The sequence below is a fragment of the Kribbella jiaozuonensis genome, assembly GCF_005233875.1.
Lineage (GTDB): Bacteria > Actinomycetota > Actinomycetes > Propionibacteriales > Kribbellaceae > Kribbella > Kribbella jiaozuonensis.
The window spans coordinates 355611-373470 of record NZ_SZPZ01000007.1; the positions used below are offsets into that span (position 1 = coordinate 355611).

Annotated in this window: 20 protein-coding genes; 4 read left to right on the plus strand and 16 right to left on the minus strand. The window is 67.3% G+C overall.

Going from position 1 to position 17860, the window contains the following annotated elements; genetic code table 11:
- Nucleotides 1–48 precede the first annotated feature (48 nt).
- Nucleotides 49–792 (plus strand): AraC family transcriptional regulator, encoded by a 744-nt coding sequence (locus FDA38_RS40185; RefSeq protein WP_170990026.1) that lies wholly within the window; start codon nucleotides 49–51, stop codon nucleotides 790–792.
- Here the strand turns inward: FDA38_RS40185 and FDA38_RS40190 are convergent.
- The 12 genes from FDA38_RS40190 to FDA38_RS40245 all read right to left on the minus strand — a co-directional run bounded on the left by FDA38_RS40190 (nucleotide 745) and on the right by FDA38_RS40245 (nucleotide 11765).
- Nucleotides 745–1275 (minus strand): GNAT family N-acetyltransferase, encoded by a 531-nt coding sequence (locus FDA38_RS40190; RefSeq protein WP_137259437.1) that lies wholly within the window; start codon nucleotides 1273–1275, stop codon nucleotides 745–747. The genes FDA38_RS40185 and FDA38_RS40190 overlap by 48 nt on opposite strands.
- A complete protein-coding gene (locus tag FDA38_RS40195; RefSeq protein ID WP_170990027.1) occupies nucleotides 1272–2030 on the minus strand; it encodes a carbohydrate deacetylase in 759 nt (252 codons plus the stop codon). The genes FDA38_RS40190 and FDA38_RS40195 overlap by 4 nt, the downstream gene beginning before the upstream one ends.
- A 73-nt stretch (nucleotides 2031–2103) precedes the next feature.
- Nucleotides 2104–2853: a PIG-L deacetylase family protein gene (locus FDA38_RS40200; protein WP_233715209.1), complete on the minus strand. Its 750-nt coding sequence runs from the start codon at nucleotides 2851–2853 to the stop codon at nucleotides 2104–2106.
- Nucleotides 2854–2863: 10 nt separating this feature from the next.
- Entirely contained in the window at nucleotides 2864–3739 is an 876-nt protein-coding gene (locus tag FDA38_RS40205) for a carbohydrate ABC transporter permease (RefSeq protein WP_202878051.1), read from the minus strand.
- Nucleotides 3736–4683: a carbohydrate ABC transporter permease gene (locus tag FDA38_RS40210; RefSeq protein WP_137259439.1), complete on the minus strand. Its 948-nt coding sequence runs from the start codon at nucleotides 4681–4683 to the stop codon at nucleotides 3736–3738. The genes FDA38_RS40205 and FDA38_RS40210 overlap by 4 nt, the downstream gene beginning before the upstream one ends.
- A complete protein-coding gene (locus tag FDA38_RS40215; RefSeq protein WP_233715210.1) occupies nucleotides 4680–5960 on the minus strand; it encodes an ABC transporter substrate-binding protein in 1281 nt (426 codons plus the stop codon). Before FDA38_RS40215 ends, FDA38_RS40210 begins: the two co-directional genes overlap by 4 nt.
- Nucleotide 5961: 1 nt before the next feature.
- Nucleotides 5962–6945, minus strand: a complete 984-nt coding sequence (locus FDA38_RS40220) for a GNAT family N-acetyltransferase (RefSeq protein ID WP_137259440.1) — start codon at nucleotides 6943–6945, stop codon at nucleotides 5962–5964.
- A complete protein-coding gene (locus FDA38_RS40225; RefSeq protein WP_233715211.1) occupies nucleotides 6942–8075 on the minus strand; it encodes an exo-beta-N-acetylmuramidase NamZ family protein in 1134 nt (377 codons plus the stop codon). The genes FDA38_RS40220 and FDA38_RS40225 overlap by 4 nt, the downstream gene beginning before the upstream one ends.
- Nucleotides 8076–8156: 81 nt before the next feature.
- Nucleotides 8157–8924, minus strand: coding sequence for an alpha/beta fold hydrolase (locus FDA38_RS40230; protein WP_137259441.1), 768 nt, complete (start codon nucleotides 8922–8924; stop codon nucleotides 8157–8159).
- Nucleotides 8925–8939: 15 nt separating this feature from the next.
- The gene (locus FDA38_RS40235; protein ID WP_137259442.1) at nucleotides 8940–9233 is read right to left on the minus strand and encodes a hypothetical protein; all 294 of its coding nucleotides are present in this window, start codon (nucleotides 9231–9233) and stop codon (nucleotides 8940–8942) included.
- Nucleotides 9234–9269: 36 nt separating this feature from the next.
- Nucleotides 9270–10655 (minus strand): M28 family peptidase, encoded by a 1386-nt coding sequence (locus FDA38_RS40240; RefSeq protein WP_137259443.1) that lies wholly within the window; start codon nucleotides 10653–10655, stop codon nucleotides 9270–9272.
- 87 nt (nucleotides 10656–10742) lie between these two features.
- Nucleotides 10743–11765: a fatty acid desaturase family protein gene (locus FDA38_RS40245; RefSeq protein ID WP_137259444.1), complete on the minus strand. Its 1023-nt coding sequence runs from the start codon at nucleotides 11763–11765 to the stop codon at nucleotides 10743–10745.
- 131 nt (nucleotides 11766–11896) lie between these two features.
- On the opposite strand from FDA38_RS40245, the gene FDA38_RS40250 reads away from it, so the two are divergent.
- On the plus strand, nucleotides 11897–13195 hold the full coding sequence (locus tag FDA38_RS40250) for a sensor histidine kinase (protein ID WP_137259445.1): 1299 nt from the start codon (nucleotides 11897–11899) through the stop codon (nucleotides 13193–13195).
- A complete protein-coding gene (locus FDA38_RS40255) occupies nucleotides 13147–13794 on the plus strand; it encodes a response regulator (RefSeq protein ID WP_137259446.1) in 648 nt (215 codons plus the stop codon). The genes FDA38_RS40250 and FDA38_RS40255 overlap by 49 nt, the downstream gene beginning before the upstream one ends.
- On the opposite strand, the gene FDA38_RS40260 is transcribed toward FDA38_RS40255, so the two are convergent.
- From FDA38_RS40260 to FDA38_RS40275, 4 genes are read right to left on the minus strand one after another with little or no spacing between them, the layout of a single operon-like run.
- On the minus strand, nucleotides 13772–14515 hold the full coding sequence (locus FDA38_RS40260; RefSeq protein WP_137259447.1) for an amino acid ABC transporter ATP-binding protein: 744 nt from the start codon (nucleotides 14513–14515) through the stop codon (nucleotides 13772–13774). The two genes, FDA38_RS40255 and FDA38_RS40260, sit on opposite strands and share 23 nt — an antisense overlap.
- On the minus strand, nucleotides 14512–15363 hold the full coding sequence (locus FDA38_RS40265) for an amino acid ABC transporter permease (RefSeq protein WP_170990028.1): 852 nt from the start codon (nucleotides 15361–15363) through the stop codon (nucleotides 14512–14514). The genes FDA38_RS40260 and FDA38_RS40265 overlap by 4 nt, the downstream gene beginning before the upstream one ends.
- Nucleotides 15360–16220 carry an ABC transporter substrate-binding protein gene (locus FDA38_RS40270; protein WP_137259448.1) on the minus strand — a complete coding sequence of 287 codons (861 nt, stop codon included), beginning with the start codon at nucleotides 16218–16220 and terminating at the stop codon, nucleotides 15360–15362. Before FDA38_RS40270 ends, FDA38_RS40265 begins: the two co-directional genes overlap by 4 nt.
- A gap of 10 nt (nucleotides 16221–16230) precedes the next feature.
- A complete protein-coding gene (locus FDA38_RS40275) occupies nucleotides 16231–17028 on the minus strand; it encodes a helix-turn-helix domain-containing protein (RefSeq protein WP_233715212.1) in 798 nt (265 codons plus the stop codon).
- A 49-nt stretch (nucleotides 17029–17077) separates the two neighbouring features.
- On the opposite strand from FDA38_RS40275, the gene FDA38_RS40280 reads away from it, so the two are divergent.
- Entirely contained in the window at nucleotides 17078–17860 is a 783-nt protein-coding gene (locus tag FDA38_RS40280; RefSeq protein WP_137259449.1) for a phytanoyl-CoA dioxygenase family protein, read from the plus strand.

Sequence of the window (17860 nt, forward strand, 5' to 3'; positions counted from 1 at the left end):
GCATCAATCCGACGTACCCGAGAAACAATGCAGAAGGCGACAGGGCTTATGCACAAATCGCTACGGCTGCTCGGCGCCGGCGTACACACGGCAGCGCCCGGCAAGGACTACCCGCTGCACGCGCACACGTCGTGGGAGCTCGTGTACTACGTTCGCGGCCGCATCACCTGTCCCGTCGGCGAGGAGACGTACGCCGCGACGCCCGGCACCGTACTGCTGACTCCGCCGAGCACCTGGCACGCCGAACAGAGCCGCACCGGGTACGCCAACCGCTTCCTCCAGGTCGACGCGGCAACGACCCACCCCTGGCCCCGACTCTGCTACGACGACGCCGACCACACGCTCGGCCGGGTCTTCGACGCCCTCGTACGCGAGAACAACGACGACCTCCGCGCGCTCCTGCTCTCCGAGCTCGACCTCCGCCTGAGGCGCGCAGCCGCAGCCCCGCCCACAACCCCGGCTGAGCAACTAGTCATCGAAGCAGAACGCATCTTCGAGGAACGCTTCGCCAGCGGCCTCCGAATCGCCACCGTCGCCGCCGACCTGGGCATCTCTCAGTCCGGCCTGCGCGCCGCCTTCACCCGCCTCCGCGGTACGAGCCCGCAAGCCGCACTCCAAGCGGTACGCCTACGCCACGCGCTCTCGCACATCCGGAACTCGACGCTCCCGCTGCAAGCGATCGCGGACCTCACCGGCTACCACTCCGTCAGCCACCTGACCCGCCACATCAAGGCAGCCACCGGCTCACCGCCCGGGGCTCTCCGCAGTACCGAGTTCGCCCTTGAGCAGTGAACCGATCCACGCATCGACCCGCCGCCCGCGATGCACCAGTCGCTTGCGCAGCTGTCCCTCCATCACGAAGCCGGCCTTCTCCGCAACGCGACGCGACGCGTGATTCCCGATCTCCGCACGCCACTCGATGAGCTCCAGGCCCTGCGTCTCGAAGGCCCACCGACAGACGGCCCGCACCGCTGCCGGCGCGACGCCCCGGCCACGTGCGGCCGGGGCAGTCCAGTAGCCGACCTCCGCAGTACCGTCTCCGCGCAGGCCGAGCCCGACACGCGCGAGCCGCTCACCGGCCTCCTCGACGACGAACTCGACCCGCTGCGGATTCCCGATGGCGAGGTGCTCGACGAAGTACTCCGCGTGCTCCGTCAGGTACGGCGATGGCACGCCGACGTACTGCTGCAGCAGCGGATCCTGCGACACGTCGTACACCCACGAGACATCCGCCATCGTGAACGGCCGCAGCAGCAGCCGGCCCGCGCTGATCACGAGAAGGCGGCGGCGACCGTTGTGAGCTCGATGCCGCGTTCCTCGATTGCCTTGCGGATCTCGGGATCGGTGACGAGTTCCTGGTCGGACAGCCGGTACTCCTCGGCCCAGCGATACGTGTAGGACCCAGGCTTGTGCAGCGCGCCGAGCTCAGGCTCCGCCGCCGCGCAGTGCGTCACGAGCAGATGCACTCCCGGCGTGAGCTTGTCGAGGTACTCGAGCAGCCACGCCCGCTTCACGTCCGCGTCCCGATCGCTCAACGTCTCGATCGACGCGAACCGCTGCGACTCCACCGCCCCATAGATGAACGGCTTGCCCGCCGCGCGAGACACCTCGTCGTACGCCGCGGGCGTCGCCGACTGACCCATGTGTACGTCGAGGTACTCGATCGCCAGCCCCTCCGCCGCGAACTTCGCGACCTGAGCGTTCAACTCGGCCACCGAGTCCTCATAAGTCACCGACGCCTGCGCCTCAGCCACCGACCGCAGGAAGGTCCCGTCCTCCCCCACCAACGACGTCCCGGACGTCAACGGCCGCCACCGCAAGAAGTCCCACTCACACGTCAACGTCTGATGCACGCCCAGCGGAATCCCGAACTCCCGAGCCAATGCCGCCGCCTCGGTAAACCAAGGACATGCCGCCATCGTCGACACCTGCGTGACGATCCCGTCCCGAAACGCCTCCACCGTCCCGACGTTCACGGCATGCAACATCCCGAAATCATCCGCCTGCACAACCAACCGAACCTCAGCCACGCCCACTCCATCCATAGCCGACAGAACCGCCTACGACCGTACTTCCTGCACGCCGTCGACCGCACCGCGAGATCTACGGACCGGCGAGTTTGGTGACCTCCGGGGTCTGATTGGTGTGGAAGGCGCAGGCTCGGGGGTAGGAGGCGAGGCAGCCTCGGGTGGTCATCAGGGCGGTGTAGTAGTCGATGTAGCGGAAGCCGTAGGTTTCGCCGCGGGCGAAGGCCTGGTGGCGGATGGCGGAGACCCAGCGGTAGAAGGCCTCGTCGGGGATGGGGACGTAGAGGGACGGCGTGAAGCCCTCCATGTCCTCCCAGTTCTCGGCGTGCAGGAAGCTGCGTACGCCGTGTCGCGGGAGGGCGGCGAGCTTGGCGACCAGGTCGGGGTACGGCGTCGCGAAGTCGTCGGTCGGATCGATCGGTAGCCCGGCCAGGAAGCGGGCGCGTTCCGACAGGGCGGCGGCGTTCTCGTGGTCGCTGTGGATGGAGTGTGTCCAGTGGGCGATGATCGTGTCGGGCTGCTTCTCGCGGATGATCCGGGCCAGCTCCAGCGCTACGTCGTCGGTCGCGCCAAGGAACCCGTCGCTCTGGTCGAACACCACGAAATCCGCGCCGATCGCGTCCGCGAACGCCGTACCCTCGGCGATCTTCTGCTTCTTGTACTCCGTCGGCGTCAGCCGCGGGTGACCGCGTTCGCCCGGCGTCAGCGCGACGATCGTGGCCGACGCGCCTTCCATGATCAGCTTGGCCAGCGTCGGCCCCGCGGTCAGGTCCATGTCGCCGATGTGCGCCCCGATGGCGAGCACCGTTCTGTTCACAAGGGTCACAACCGTCTCCTCATTTCAGGCCACTGAGTACGACGCCGCGCACGTAGTACTTCTGGAACAGCAGGAACACGACCAGCACCGGCAGTGTGCTGATCACCAGTCCGGCCATCACGATCGGCATCGTGCGGTCCGGGTCGAGGAAGCTCTGCAACAACTGGATGCCGACCGGCAACGTCTGCAGGTCGGGGTCCGAGGACGAGATCAGCAGCGTCCAGATGTACTCGTTCCAGGTGCCGATGAACGTGATCAGCCCGAGCGTGATCGCCACCGGCTTGGTCTGCGGCAGCACGATCAGCCGCCAGGTCTGCCACTGGTTCGCCCCGTCGATCTTGGCCGCCTCGAGCATCTCGTCCGGCAGCGACACCATGAACTGCCGCATCAGGAAGATGCCGAAACCGCTCACTGCGAACGGCAGGATCAGCGCGATCAGACTCGTCGTCAGCCCGCCGTCCCCGCCGCGCCCGAGGATGTCGTTGCCGCCGGCAAGCGGCCAGTTCAGCATGATCAGGAACGTCGGGATCAGCAGCAGGAACGGCGGCAGCATCATCGTCGCGAGGATGAACCGGAAGATCACCGCCCGGCCGCGGAACCGCAGCTTCGCGAGCGCGTAGCCGGCCATCGACGACGTCACCAGCACAGACACCGTCACGCTCACGGTGACGATGACGCTGTTGCGGAACAGCCGGAGCAGCTCCAGCTGCGAGAACGCCTCGCGATAGTTGTCCAGGTTGAACGACTCAGGGAGGAGCTTGTACGGAATCACGCCGTACTCCCCTGGACCCTTGAACGAGCTCATCACCATGTCGAGGAACGGCATCACCATCGCCACCCCGCCGAGGATCACCACCAGGTACGCGAACCATGGGAACTTGCCGCGCCGCTTCACGAGGTCTCCTCTCCGCGCCGCCGGGCGATCCACAGCTGCAGCAAGGTGATCGCCAGGATGATCACGAACAGCACCATCGCCATCGCGCTGGCCGTCCCCCAGGCGCCGAACTTGAACGCCCGCTGGTACATCTCGAACGCCGCCACGTTGGTCGCGTTCACCGGCCCGCCGTCACCGGTCATCACGATGATCAGCGCGAACGACTGGAGCCCGCCGATGAACTGCGTGATCAGCACGAACAGCAACGCCGGCCGCAGCAACGGCAACGTGATCGACCAGAACATGTGCCACGAGTTCGCCCCGTCCACCTCGGCGGCCTCGTAGTACATCTCCGGGATCGCCTTCAGGCCGGCGGTCAGGATCAGTACGGCGCCGCCGATCGACGCCCAGGCGTGGACGACGGTGACCGACGGCAGCGCGTACGACGAATCGGACAGGAACCCGACGCTGTTCACCCCGAGCTTGTTCAGTACTGCGTTGATCAGGCCGGCCGGCTGGTACATCATCTTCCACACGTTGCCGATCGCAACCACCGTGGCAACGACCGGCAAGAAGTAGAGCACCCGCCAGAACCCCTGGAACGACAACCGGTCGATGCAGTAGGCAACCAGCACCGAGCCGAACGTTGCCAGGAACACCGATCCGAACGCGAACAGCAACGTGTTGACCAGGATCGGCTTGACGAACGTCCCGTCGAAGCTCAGCACGTCGCCGAAGTTCGAGAACCCGGCCCACTTCAACGTACTGAGGTCGAACCCGCCCCAGTCCGAGAACGCCAGCACGATCGCGAAGATGAACGGCAGGATCAGGAACACGCAGAAGAACAGCAACGCCGGCGACAGGAACAGGTACGCCGCGAGCCCCTCGCGATGCAGCCTGCCGACCCGCCGGGCCGGCGTGGCAGCCATGCCGTCAGCGCCGACCCGACCGACCGCGGTGGTCATTGCGGCTTGACGGCCTTCGCCGCCTGCGCCAGCGCATCGTCCGGATTCTTGCCATCAGCAAGCACCGTCATGATCGCGTTGTGCAGCGCGGTCTTCGCCTCGTAGGCACCCGGCTGGTTCGGCTCCGCCATCGCGTACGTCGCCGCGTCGTAGATCGGCGCCAGGTTCGGGTCGGACAACGACTTCTTGTACTCCGCCTGGTCCGCCGTCCGCGGCGGGATCAGGCCCTGGTCGGCGAGCCACTTGCCGGTCTCGGTCACGCTGCCGCCCTGCGCCTTGTGCTCGTTCATCCAGGTCAGGAACTTCCACGCCTCGTCCGCGTGCTTGCTGCGCTGGTTCACGCCCATGAAGAACCCGTACGCCAGCGAGCCCTTGCTACCCGGCGTCGGTCCGGGGATCGCGGTCACGCCGACGTCCGAGCCGTACTTGTCCTTCATCTGGGTCTTGAGGCTGCCGATCCACCAGCCGGCCTGGATCGCCATCGCGACGCCGCCGCTGCGGAACTGCTTGGTCGGCGAGATCGAGGTGTTCGACGCCTTCGCGGCGGCCAGATCACCCTCGAACTTCAGCGCCGCCTTGCCCTGGTCGTTGTCGAACTGCGGCGTGCCGTCGGGGCCGAGGAACTTGCCGCCGGCCGAGTCGAGCAGCGACAGGAACGGGTGCACGGACTTGTTGTCGCCGTCCTGGATCAGGCTCAGGCCCTCGACCTGGATGTTGCCCTTGGCATCACGCTTGACCGTCTTCTTCGCGGCGTCGGCGAGCTCGGCCCAGGTGGTTGGCGGCTTGGTGATGCCGGCCGCGGCGAGGATCTTCTTGTTGTAGAAGAGCACGTACGTGTTCAGCTCGGTCGGGTAGCCGAGGAGCGTGTCGCCGGTGGTGACCGCGCCGAGCGCGGCCGGGCTGTACTCCGCCTTGATCTTGGTGGCGATGTCGTCCGGCACCTTCGCCACGACGTTCGCCTTCATCAGCTGGCCGCCCCACAGGCCGTACGCGCTGACGATGTCCGCGCCGCGACCGCCGGTCTGGCGGACCGTCATCGTGGTGAGCAGGTCGTCGAACTTGACCACCTGCGCCTTCACCTGGATCTTCGGGTTGTCCTTGTTCCATTCGGCGATCATCTTGTCCAGCCCGTCCTTCGACGGGCCGTCGCTGTAGTGGCTCAGCAACGTCAGCTCGACCTTGTCGCCGCTGCCGGAGTCGCTTCCACCTCCGCAGGCGGCGCTCGTAGCCAGGAGCCCCAGGACAACGGCAAGCCGCAAACCTCTGGCAATGCGCATGTCACTCCTCAAAGTCAGCCGGGCGCAGGGGCGCCCGGAGAATGGTGAACGTGCGGGTGATGTCGAACCCCGTCTTCAGGTACAGCTGCCCGGCCGCGGACTTCTCCCCGGTCCACAGGAACCAGGCAGAGTGGGCGCCGGCGGCAACCATCCGCTCGAGTGTCAGGTGCAGCAGCACCTTCCCGAGCCCGGTGCCGCGCGAGCTCGGCAGTACGCCGAACGGTCCGAAGCGGTCGATCACTCCTTCATAGGTGCCGTGCATCGCCCAGCCGAGGATCGCCCGGCCCGGGTCACGCGCCACCACAATGCGCTCCAATGGCAGACCGGACACGACGCCCTCGCGGATCGCGCGCGCCCAGTCCGGGTTGAACTCCGCGCCGGCGATCGTGATCAGCGCGGTCAGCTCGTCATCGGTTGGTATACCAAAGCTGTAGCCCTCGGCCGTCAGGGCGTCGATCCGCTTCCGGACCTCGTCCGGAATGGCATACCCGACCAGACCGCGGTCCATCGCGACCGCGTCGTACTGCCGCTCGAAGCTCAGCTCGGCCAGCAACCGGGCCGCGGACGGATAGCGAGCGCTGTCGAGGCCGGGGAGGAAGTAGCTCGGCGTGTACGACGAGAAGAACACCTCGGACCTGCCGTGCGACCGCAGCCAATCCATTGCCGCCGACAACAACGCGCGGCCGACACCGCGCCCGCGGTACTCCGGATGCACGAAGAAGAACGGGATCCAGCCGGCCGTGGGTTCGAGGTCGTCGGCGTCGACCGCGATCAGCCGCCGGACCGCGTAGGCAGCGCCGACAATCTGATCATCCATCACGGCCACCTGCAGACCGGCCGCGTCGAAGTTGCGATCGAGCAGGAACAGGTCGCGGAATCGCTGATAGGAGATCGGGTCGGCCGGCGCCGCGGCGGTCCAGGTGTCGGCGAGAGCCGGTCCGTCGCCGACCTGGAACGAGCGGATCTTCACATCCGACGACGTCATCGGGCAGTCCCTTCGTAGAGCAGCACGCCAGGTCGTACCCATCCGGAAGGCGTCGTTGCCGCGGGCAAGAGATCGACCGGGTCGTCGCCGGCCTCGAGCGCCTTGCGCAGCGAGTCCGAGCCCCACAGCCGATCGAGCGACGGCAGCATCCCGAAGTCGTCCGGGTACAGCTCGTTCAGCACCCGGAGCATCACCAGCGCGGTCCGCACCGGCTCGAACGCATCCCGATCGACGACATGAAGCTGTACGCCGGACACCGCCTGGCCGGCGTACTTGCTGAACACCGGCTCGAACCAGGTCCGCCGGAAGATCACGCCCGGCAACTCACACGCAGCCAGCGCCGGCACCAGCCGATCGTCGACGTACGGCGCCCCGATCGTCTCGAACGGCCGCGTCGTACCGCGGCCCTCGCTGAGGTTCGTGCCTTCGAACAAGCCGGTCCCGGGGTATACCAAAGCTGTCTCCGGCGTCGGCATGTTCGGCGACGGCGGCACCCATGGCATACCGGTCCCCCACGACCCGGGCGTCCAGCCGTCGACCGGGATGACCGTTGCCTCACCCAACTGTCGCGCGAGCTCGCCAACAGTCAGCCCATGTCGCAACGGAATCGGCGCCCGGCCGACGAAGCTCTCGAACCCCGGCTGTAGCACCGGTCCCTCGACCCGCACGCCCCCGAGCGGGTTCGGCCGGTCGAGGACGACAAATGGCATACCAAGCCGAGCGGCTGCCTGCTGGCAGTCGTACATCGTCCAGACGTACGTGTAGAACCGCGTCCCGATGTCCTGGATGTCGAAGAGCAGCACGTCGACACCGGAGAACAGGTCGTCGAGCTCCCGCCCGTGCCGCAGATAAGTGTCGAAGACCGAGAGGCCGGTGTCGGGATCGACGCCTTCACCTTCACTCGCACCAGCTTGCGCCGTACCGCGGAGGCCGTGCTCGGGACCGAACAACGCCGTCAACGGCATGCCGGCCGCACGCAACGCGACCGAGGTCGGCGTGAGGTCCGGCAGTACGCCGGTGAAGTTCGTGATCAGTCCCAGGCGCCCGTCGGGCACCAGCCCCCGGTCCTCGGCCAGACGCTGCGCGCCGGTCCGGACCACCATCGCCGCCACCACCAAACCCCAGATCATGGATCCTGCAGGAACTGGGTTGAAAACTTACCGATGATGTCAGGCGGAGGTCAATGGATTACGGACAAACGTTTACCAACGTCAGTCGAGGAACGGCGTGAGGGCTGCCAGGAAGTCGTCGAGCCGCTCGGCGTGCACCCAGTGCCCGGCCTCGGGGACCTCGGCGTACTGCACCTGCGGGAAGTAGGCGGCGATCGTCTCGCGGTGGTCCTGCTGCACGTAGTCGGACTTCCCGCCGAAGATGAACAGCGTCGGCCCGTCGTACACCAGTCCGGCCGCCTCCGCGGGCCAGCCCGAGATCGCCGGCAGACCAGCCTCGATCACCGGAAGGTTCGGCCGCCACCGCGCACCGTCAGCATCGAGGATGAGGTTCTGCAGCAGGAAGGCGCGCGTCCCCGGCGTCGGTACGGCGGACACCAACTGCGCGTCCACCTCGGCCCGACGACTCACCGACGACAGATCGGCGTTCCGCATCGCCTGCGCATACTCGACGAAGGCCGGCGGATACACGACCGGAGCTGCATCAACCACAACGAGACGCGAGACCACCTCCGGATACTGCAGAGCGGTCAGCATCGCGGTCTTGCCACCCATCGAGTGACCGACCAGCGCGACCGGTCCGACCCCGAGCGACTCGATCGTCTCGCGGACGTCGGCGGCCATCTCCGGGTAGCTCATCGTGTCGACGTGCGGCGAGGTCCCGTGGTTGCGCAGGTCGAACGCGAACACCCGGTGCTTGTCGGCGAGCCGGCGCGCGGCCGTCATCCAGTTCCGACCCGAGCCGAACAGCCCGTGCATCACGACGACCGGCGTACCGGCGTCGCCGTACGACGTGACCGGAAGCTTCATACAGACAGACACCTTTCAACGGCTCCGTTGCCAGCACGCGGTATGCCAATGGCGCCGCTCGTCGAGAGACTGGGCGCCGCCGATCGCACCGAGCAGGCTGGGGTTCTCCGGCCACACGACGACATGCGGGGTGGCCGGCAGGATCTGCTGGTCGCAGCCCGGGCAGCGGTACGACTTGGCGGAGGCGGACCCGGACACGCGCCGTACGTTCCACTCGCCGTCGGCCTTGGCCTCACGACTCTGGGTACCACCGAGGAGCGGCCGGTCACTGACCGGCCGCTGCCACTTGGAAGGCCTTCTGCGCGACATAACCCCTCAAGGCTAGTCGTATGACCTAGCTCACCCTTACGACGAGGCCCGCGCCACCGCGTACGCCGCACACCCGATCAGCTCCATCGAGACCTGCAGCCGCTCGAGACTCACGTTCTTCGCGATCGTGTCCTCCGGCGAGTGGTACGGCGGTTCGAGGTACGACGGCGCGAGCTCGCCCCGCCAGGAGAAGTTGGCCGCGGCGATCCCGACCTCCTGGAACGACTGGTGGTCGGACGCGCCACGTTCGACTGGTCCGACCAGCTGCGCGTCGTACCCGAGCCGCTGACCGGCTGCCCGCACCGCATCGGTCGCGGTGTTCGCGAGCCCGGTGAACGACAGCAGCCAGTACGTGACGGCCGGATCCCAACTCGTCGCGACCATGTCGTTCTGGAAGACGGCCCTATACCGGTCTCGCTGATCTTGGGCGAGCTGCGCGACGTGGTACCGCGAGCCGATCAGCCCCTGCTCCTCCGAGCCCCACAAAGCGAACCGCAATGTGGCATCAGTAGGAATCCGCGCGAAGACCCGCGCCAGCTCCATCGTGAGCACGGTGCCCGACCCGTCGTCGTTCGCGCCGGGCGCTCCGATCACCGAGTCGTAGTGACCGCTCACCATCACGATCGGCCCGCCGGACTTCCCGCGGCGCTCGCCGATCACGTTGTTCGATATCAGGCCACGGTGTGCAGCCGTACTGATCCGCAAAGGCAAGGCGGTGACGACTGCAAGCGCCTCGCGGATCAACCGCTTCTGCACCTGAGCGACACCGATGACCGGGATCGGTGCACTGGTCAGACCACTCGGCGAGAACGCCGACGCCCGGCGCGGATACACCTGATCAGCAGGCAGCAGAATCACCCCGACCGCACCTCGCGCGGCCGCATCCGCGACAAACGCGGGCCGAGCCGCCGCGGTGTCATCGGCGATCACGATCGAGCCCGCGACATCAGCCGGCCAGACCGGCGCAGTAGCAGGACCGACGTCGCGCACCGGTCCTTCGACGGTGACGTCCAGCTTGCCGCCGGGAGCAGCGCCGGCCTGCCAGCACAGGTCGTCCGGCAACATGCCGCGGACATCGGTGATCTGGGCAAGGAACTTGTCCGCCACCGGGAACGGTTCAAGCTTGGTGCGGTAGCCGAACTTGTCGAGTTGTCCCGCGATGTAGTCGGCCGCGCGCTTCTCGCTCGCAGTACCGCCGATGCGCGGACCGATGCGCTCCGACAACACCTGTAGGTGCTGCAGCGCACGCTCGGAGGACAGGCCCGACACGATCTGCCGGTCGTACTTGTCCAGCTTCGGCCGGGTCACCGCCCCCGGCCGAAGATCGTCAGCACCCCACGCGGGCGCAACAGGAACGGCAGTGGCGGCGGCAACGCCGGCGATCAGCAATCCACGGCGACTCAGACCGGATCTGTCGGTCATGAAGGTCTCCTCACGAAGGTGGGCGGCCCCGAGAAGCCAGACCGTAGCCCACCTGCGACTGAGTCGCCTAGAGGTTCCTAGCGATTGCTAAGCATTGGCACGAAGTTCCTCGCCGACCTCGTGCATATGGCGCAACCCCATTCGGTACGAATCGATCAAACCCGTTGAAATATAGGGCATTCCGACGCGTTCGCAGTACGCCCGCACGATCGGCTGGGCGAACCGGAGGTTGGCCCGCGGCATGCTCGGGAAGAGGTGGTGCTCGATCTGGTAGTTGAGTCCGCCCATCATCCAGTCGGTGACCAGACTGCCGTTGACGTTGCGGGACGTCAGCACCTGCTTCTCGAGGTGGCACCAGTTGCTGTCGTCGTCGGGCATCTCCATGCCCTTGTGGTTCGGCGCGAACACGCTGCCGAGGTGCAGCCCGAACACCATGTGGTGCACCAGCGCGAACACCAGCGCCTGCGCCGGCGACATGATCAGGAACAGCGCGGTCAGGTACAGCACCACATGCGCGGCCATCAGCCCCAGCTCGAGCCGATGCGTACGGCGACGCGCCAGCAGGAAGCGGATGCTCGACACCTTGAGGTTGAAGCCCTCCAGCGTGAGCAGCGGGAAGAAGACGCGAGCCTGGTTGCGGGTCAGCCAGCCCTCCAGCCCCTTGCGGCCCTCGGCCTGCTGGAGCGTCCAGACGAACACGCCCTCGCCGACGTCCGGGTCCTTGTCGGTGTGGTTCGGGTTGGCGTGGTGGCGGTTGTGCTTGTCGTTCCACCACGCGTAGCTCATCCCGAGTACAACGTTGCCGTGCAGCATCCCGATCCAGTCGTGCAGCTTGCGCGAGCTGGCGATCTGCTGGTGACCGGCGTCGTGCCCGAAGAACGCCGCCCGGGTGGTCAGGATCCCCAGCGGGAGCGCGAGCAGCACCACCCACCACGAGGCGCCGACCGCGGCGATCGCCGCCCAGGTCAGGGCCATCAGGGCCACGTTGATCCCGATCGCCATCGCGTACGCCGCCGTACGGCGCTCCAGCAGTCCGGCGGCCTTGATCTCCCGCAGCAGTGGCGAGAAATCGCTGCCCTTGGTCCCAGGTGGGGTCACTGTCGCTGTCATGCATCCAGCCTCATCCTCGGCACCGCGGAAAACATGAGCGCTACTACCCAGATGCCGGGGGGTGGCAGGCCTCCGGCCAGAGGGGAGTTAACTCCACCGCGCCTGAGCACACGCTGAGTCATGATGGAGGCATGAGCACCGTCGTGACCACCGAAGCACCGCCGATGCGGTATCCCAAGCTCGCCCAGCCGTGGATCGCGCTGTTCCTGGCGATCCTGGCCGAGCTGGGGATCGCCCTGTTCGTGCTCAGCGTGGTTTCCGTCCCGCTGATCGCGGTCTGGGTCGGGATCCCGCTGCTGCTGGTGGTCGTACCGGCCGCCCGGTGGTTCGCGAACTGCCACCGCACGATCCTGGCCGGCTTCCTCGGCGAGCGGATCCCGCGGCCGTACAAGAAGCCGCCGATGCCCGGCATGCTGATGCGGCTGCGGACCATCCTGACCGACCCGCAGACCTGGCGGGACATCATCTGGCTGCTCGTGAACGCCGTACTCGGCTTCACCCTGTGTCTGCTGAGCGCCGTGCTGTTCCTGGCCACGCTGTTCTACCTGGTCTACCCGCTGCTGGTCGGCGTGACGCCGGAGGGCGTGTTCACCGAGCCGTTCGGCGGGCTGCTGACCGTGAACTTCTGGACCAGCTTCCTGCTGATGCCGGTCGCGCTGATCGCGTTCCTGATCTGGCAGGCCGCCGGCGAGCGGCTGCTGAAGGCGAACGCGTTCCTGGCCCGCTCGCTGCTCGGCCCGACCGAGAGCGCGAAGCTGGCGATGCGGGTCCGCGAGCTGGCCGAGTCCCGCGCCGAGACCGTCGACACCCAGGCGGCCGAGCTGCGCCGGATCGAGCGTGACCTGCACGACGGCGCCCAGGCCCGCCTGGCCGCGCTGAGCATGAACCTCGGGATGGCCGAGGAGATGGTCGCCCGCGACCCGGCCCAGGCCGCCGCCCTGCTCACCGAAGCCCGCCAGTCGGCGAGTACGGCGCTGTCCGAGCTGCGCGACCTGGTCCGCGGGATCCACCCGCCGGTGCTGGCCGACCGCGGACTGGACGGTGCGGTCAGGGCGCTGGCGATGTCCTGCCCGTTCAAGGTCGACGTGACGTACGACGTACCCGGTCGCCCGCCCGCGCCGGTCGAGTCCGCGGCGTACTTCGCGGTCGCCGAATGCCTCGCGAACGCGGTCAAGTACTCCGCCGCGACCACCGCGTGGATCCAGATCACCCATGAGGACGAGAAGCTGCACATGATCGTCGGCGACGACGGCATCGGCGGTGCCGTGGTCAGGCCCGGAGGGGGTCTGTACGGTATCGAGCGGCGGCTGGCCGCCTTCGACGGTACGTTGACCGTGGTGAGCCCGAGCGCCGGGCCGACCACCGTGATCATGGAGCTGCCTTGCGAGTCCTCATCGCTGAAGACCACGCCCTCCTCCGGGACGGCCTGATCCGCCTGCTGGAGGCGCACGACTTCGAGGTCGTGGAGGCGGTCGACAACGGACCCCGGCTGGTGCCCGCACTCGTGGAGCACCGGCCGGACGTTGCCGTGGTCGACGTCCGGCTGCCCCCGACGTTCACCGACGAGGGCCTGAAGGCAGCGATCGAAGCCCGCAGCCAGGTCCCCGGCCTGCCGATCCTGGTGCTCTCGCAGTACGTCGAGCAGCTGTACGCGCGTGAGCTCCTCACCGGCGGTGGCGGCGGCGTCGGCTACCTGCTGAAGGACCGCGTGTCGAACGTGGCCGAGTTCCTCGACGCCGTACGGCGGGTTGCCGCCGGCGGTACGGCGATGGACCCGGACGTGATCGGTCAGCTGCTCGCCCGCAACACCCGCGACGAACCGATCGGCCGGCTCACGCCACGCGAGTCCGAGGTCCTGGGCCTGATGGCCGAAGGACGCTCGAACGCCGCGATCGCGAGCGCGCTCTTCGTCACCGAGAAGGCGGTCAGCAAGCACACCAACAACATCTTCGCGAAGCTCGACCTGCCCCCGTCCGAGGACGACAACCGCCGCGTGATCGCCGTCCTCACCTACCTGTCGTCCCGGTGACCCGGCTCAGGAACTCCCTGGTCCGCGCCTCGCGGGGTGCGTCCAGGACCTGGGCGGGTGGGCCGACCTCGAGCGGACGGCCGTGGTGGAGGAAGCAGACCCGGTCGGCGACGTCGCGGGCGAAGGCCATTTCGTGCGTGCAGACGAGCATCGTCATGCCTTCGGACTTGAGCTCGCGGAGCAGGTCCAGCACCTCACCGACAAGCTCGGGATCGAGCGCCGATGTGACCTCGTCGAGCAGCATCAGCTGGGGCGAGTTCACCATCGCGCGCGCGATCGCCGCCCGCTGCTGCTGACCGCCGGACAGCTCGTCCGGCTTGGCCGCGGCCTTGTCCGCGAGCCCGACCCGTTCCAACATCTCGATTGCCCGTGCCCGGGCGACCTCCCGCCGTACGCCGTGCACCCGGATCGGGGCGAGCGTGATGTTGTCGAGCACGCTCAGATGCGGAAACAGGTTGTACGCCTGGAACACGATCCCGATCCCCGACCGCACCTTGTCGGCGTCGACCCGCGGATCCGTGATGTCCACCCCGCCCAGCTCGACCACGCCGTCGTCGACCGTCTCGAGCAGGTTCACACACCGCAACAACGTCGACTTCCCGGATCCCGAGGCGCCGATCAGTACGACGCACTCCCCCGCGTCCACATCCAGATCGAATCTGTCCAGTACGACGTTCTCGCCGTACACCTTCCGTACTCCGCGCAACGACAGCAGGCTCACACCAGACCACCTCCTCCGCCGTACCAGCCCTGTCGGCGGGCGACGTAGTCGGTCAGTCGGGTCAGCGGGATTGTCAGGGCAACGAACAGCAGACCGGCCACGACGTACGGCGTGAAGTTGAAGTCCTCGGCCGTCTCAAGCTGGGCGGCGCGGATCGCGTCGATGACACCGAGTACGGCGATCAGGCCGGAATCCTTCTGCAGGCTGACGAAGTCGTTGAGCAACGGCGGCATCACCCGGCGTACAGCCTGTGGGAGTACGACGAAGCGCAGTGTCTGGCGATAGGTCAGCCCGAGCGACCGCGCCGCCGCTCGCTGGGACGGATGCACCGATTCGATACCGGCCCGGAACACCTCGGCGACGTACGACGAGTAGGTCAGGACGAGCGCCGCCCCACCCCAGATCACCGCCTGGTTCGGCAGCCCGCGCAACTGCAGAGCCGGTACGCCGAAGCCGAGCAGGAAGATCACCAACAGCAGAGGAAGGCCGCGGAACACATCCGTGTAGGCGGCCGCGAACACCCGCAACGGAAAGAAGATCGGGCCGCGCAACGTGCGCATGATCGCCAGCGTCATGCCGAAGATCACGATCAGTACGGCGCAGATCAGCATCACCCGGATGTTCAACCAGAGGCCCTGGGCAACGACCGGCAGCGCTTCCCAGCCGCGGTGGAAGTCGAAGAACGTGTCCCGGACCCGCGGCCAGCCCGGCGTGGAACCGATGCCCACGGCAACCAGCGCGAGCAGCACCACCGAGCTGACCAGGGCGATCAGGGTCGATCGCCGGGCCCGCCTACGCCGGTACGCGATCCGTTCGAGCTGAAGCGCCGAGGGCTGCCAGTCGGTCACGACAGTTCTGGAGCGCCGGACTCGGTCAGGTACTGCTTCTGCAGGTTGGCCAGGGTGCCGTCCGACTTGAGTGCATCGACCGCCTGGCTGACGCAGCCGGTCAGCTTCGAGCCCTTCTCGAGCACGAATCCGAACTGCTCGGTGGTCCCGGTCGACGGCAGCTGACCGACGATCTTGCCGTCGTCGAGCTGCGCTCCGGTCATGTAGAACGCCGTCGGCAGGTCGACCACGATGCCGTCGATCTGCTTGTTCTTCAGCGCCTGCACGGCCAGGTCGTTGGTGTCGAACACGGCCGGCGTCTGCTTCGGCTTCACCTGGTCGCGCAGGGCGGTGTAACTCGTCGTACCGACCTGGGCGCCGAGCTTCGCATCCATCAGGTCGGCGACCGACTTGGCGTTGGCGATCTTGCTGCCCGCGGTCGTGATCACGGTCTGCCGGACGTCGTAGTACCCGGACGAGAAGTCGACGGCCTTGCGCCGGTCCTCCGAGATCGACACCTGGTTCACGTCGAGGTCGAACGCCTTCGTGCCGGGCGCGAAGGCGGTGTTGAACTGCACGGTCAGCCACTTCACGTTCGCCTGCTCGAACCCGAGCTTCTTCGCCAAGGCGTAGGTAACGGCCGACTCGTACCCCTTGCCGTTGCTCGGGTCGTTGTTGCTGAACCACGGTTCGTACGCCGGTTTGTCGGTCCCGACCGTCAACGTGCCGGCCGTCTTGACGGCCAGCTTGTCCTTCGCACAGGCATCCGCCCCGGACGGTGTCGAGGAGCCCGACGACGAGTTGTCCTCCGGCGCACACGCCCCGAGCCCCACGGCAGCCAGAACCGCCACGCCCACCACCACTGCACGCGTTCTCATGCTGAGAAGACTAAGACCTCTTCCGGTAGGCCGTGGGGCTCGATCCAGTGTGTAGACGGAAGCGTGTCGAGAAGTAGAGCGGGTCCGCGTAACCGACCTCGGCCGCGACCGACGCGACCGAGCGGCCAGTGAGTTCGAGGAGGCGGGCCGCGGCGTCGAGGCGGCGGCGTTCGACGAACTGTTGCGGGCTGACGCCGAGTTGGTCCCGGAACAGGTGGGCGAAGCGGGATACCGACAGGTTCACCGCCCGTGCCAGCCGCGGGATGTCGAGGTTGGCGGTCAGGTCCTGGTCGATCAGCTCGATCGCGCGGAGCAGGCGATCGTCGATCTGGACGGCCTTCGGGTTCTGCGTGTCGCACCACAGCAGCGCGGCCTCCAGCGAGTTCGCACTCAGCTGCTCGGACTGCGGGAGCACGCTGCGTTGATGGCGTACGGCGTCGCGAAGATGGTCGGCGATCCGGTCGAAGGTCGGGCCGGCCGGCTGGAGCTGAACGATGCCAGGAGCAACTTCCGGCCAGTCGAGCAGCGGGAGCCAATCGGGCTTCGGGTTCATGTGCGCATACAGGAAATGCCAGCGATCACCGACCGTGGCGTAGTCGTGCAGCGTGCCGGGCCGGACCAGCGTGACGCTGCCCGGCACCGCGGCGACATGACCGAATCGTCCCTGGCCGTCGAGGGTCTGCACCAGCAGCCAATCCGTCGTACCGCGCCGCCGGTACGTCGCGTAGTCAGGGCCTTCCTCGAACTCACCGGTCGCCACCCGGCGCACGAGCGGGATCGGCGAGTCAGCAGGATCTCGAAGGTTCACAGCTCGATAGCGTATCGCTGGCAAGCGCTCGCCGTCGCACTCTAGAGCTATGACAGTCGTGGACATCTACCAGCGGGACGGCATCGTCCAGGTTCCCCAGTTGTTCGACACCGCTGAGGTCGAGCGGATCAAGACCGTGTTCATGGAGCAGGTCGCCGTCGATCATTCGCTCGCGATCGACGACGGCGTACCCGAGGACGACCCGCTGGCGAAGTACCCGCGGTTCGTGCATCCGCACCGGCGTACCGACGTCGAGGCGGGCCGGCTCTCACTGGAGCTGATGCTGGACAGCCGGATCCTCGATGTCGTCCAGGCGCTGATCGGTCCCGCGCTGGGCGCGCAATCGATGTTCTACTTCAAGCCGCCCGGCGCCCGCGGGCAGGCGCTGCACCAGGACAACACGTTCCTGCGCGCCGATCCGGAGACGTGTCTCGCCGCGTGGATCGCGGTCGACGACGTCGACGAGGAGAACGGCGGGCTCGCCGTCGTGCCGGGCTCACACAAGACCGAGCTGGTCTGCCCGGAGCCTGCCGACCTCACCGAGTCGTTCACCACCGTCGAGGTCCCGATCCCGGACGGTCTCAGCAAGGTGCAGACCAAGATGAAGGCCGGCGACGTGCTGTTCTTCCACGGCAGCGTGGTGCACGGATCGCGTCCGAACGGTACCGACGACCGCTTCCGGCGTTCGCTGATCTTTCACTACATCCCGGAGGACAGCGTCGAGATCGCCGCCTTCTACAACCCACTCGTCAAACTCGACCGCCGCGAAACCGTACTCCCCGAAGCCATCGGCGGCGGCCCCTGCGGCGACTACGCCCAGGCCGAGCCGTAA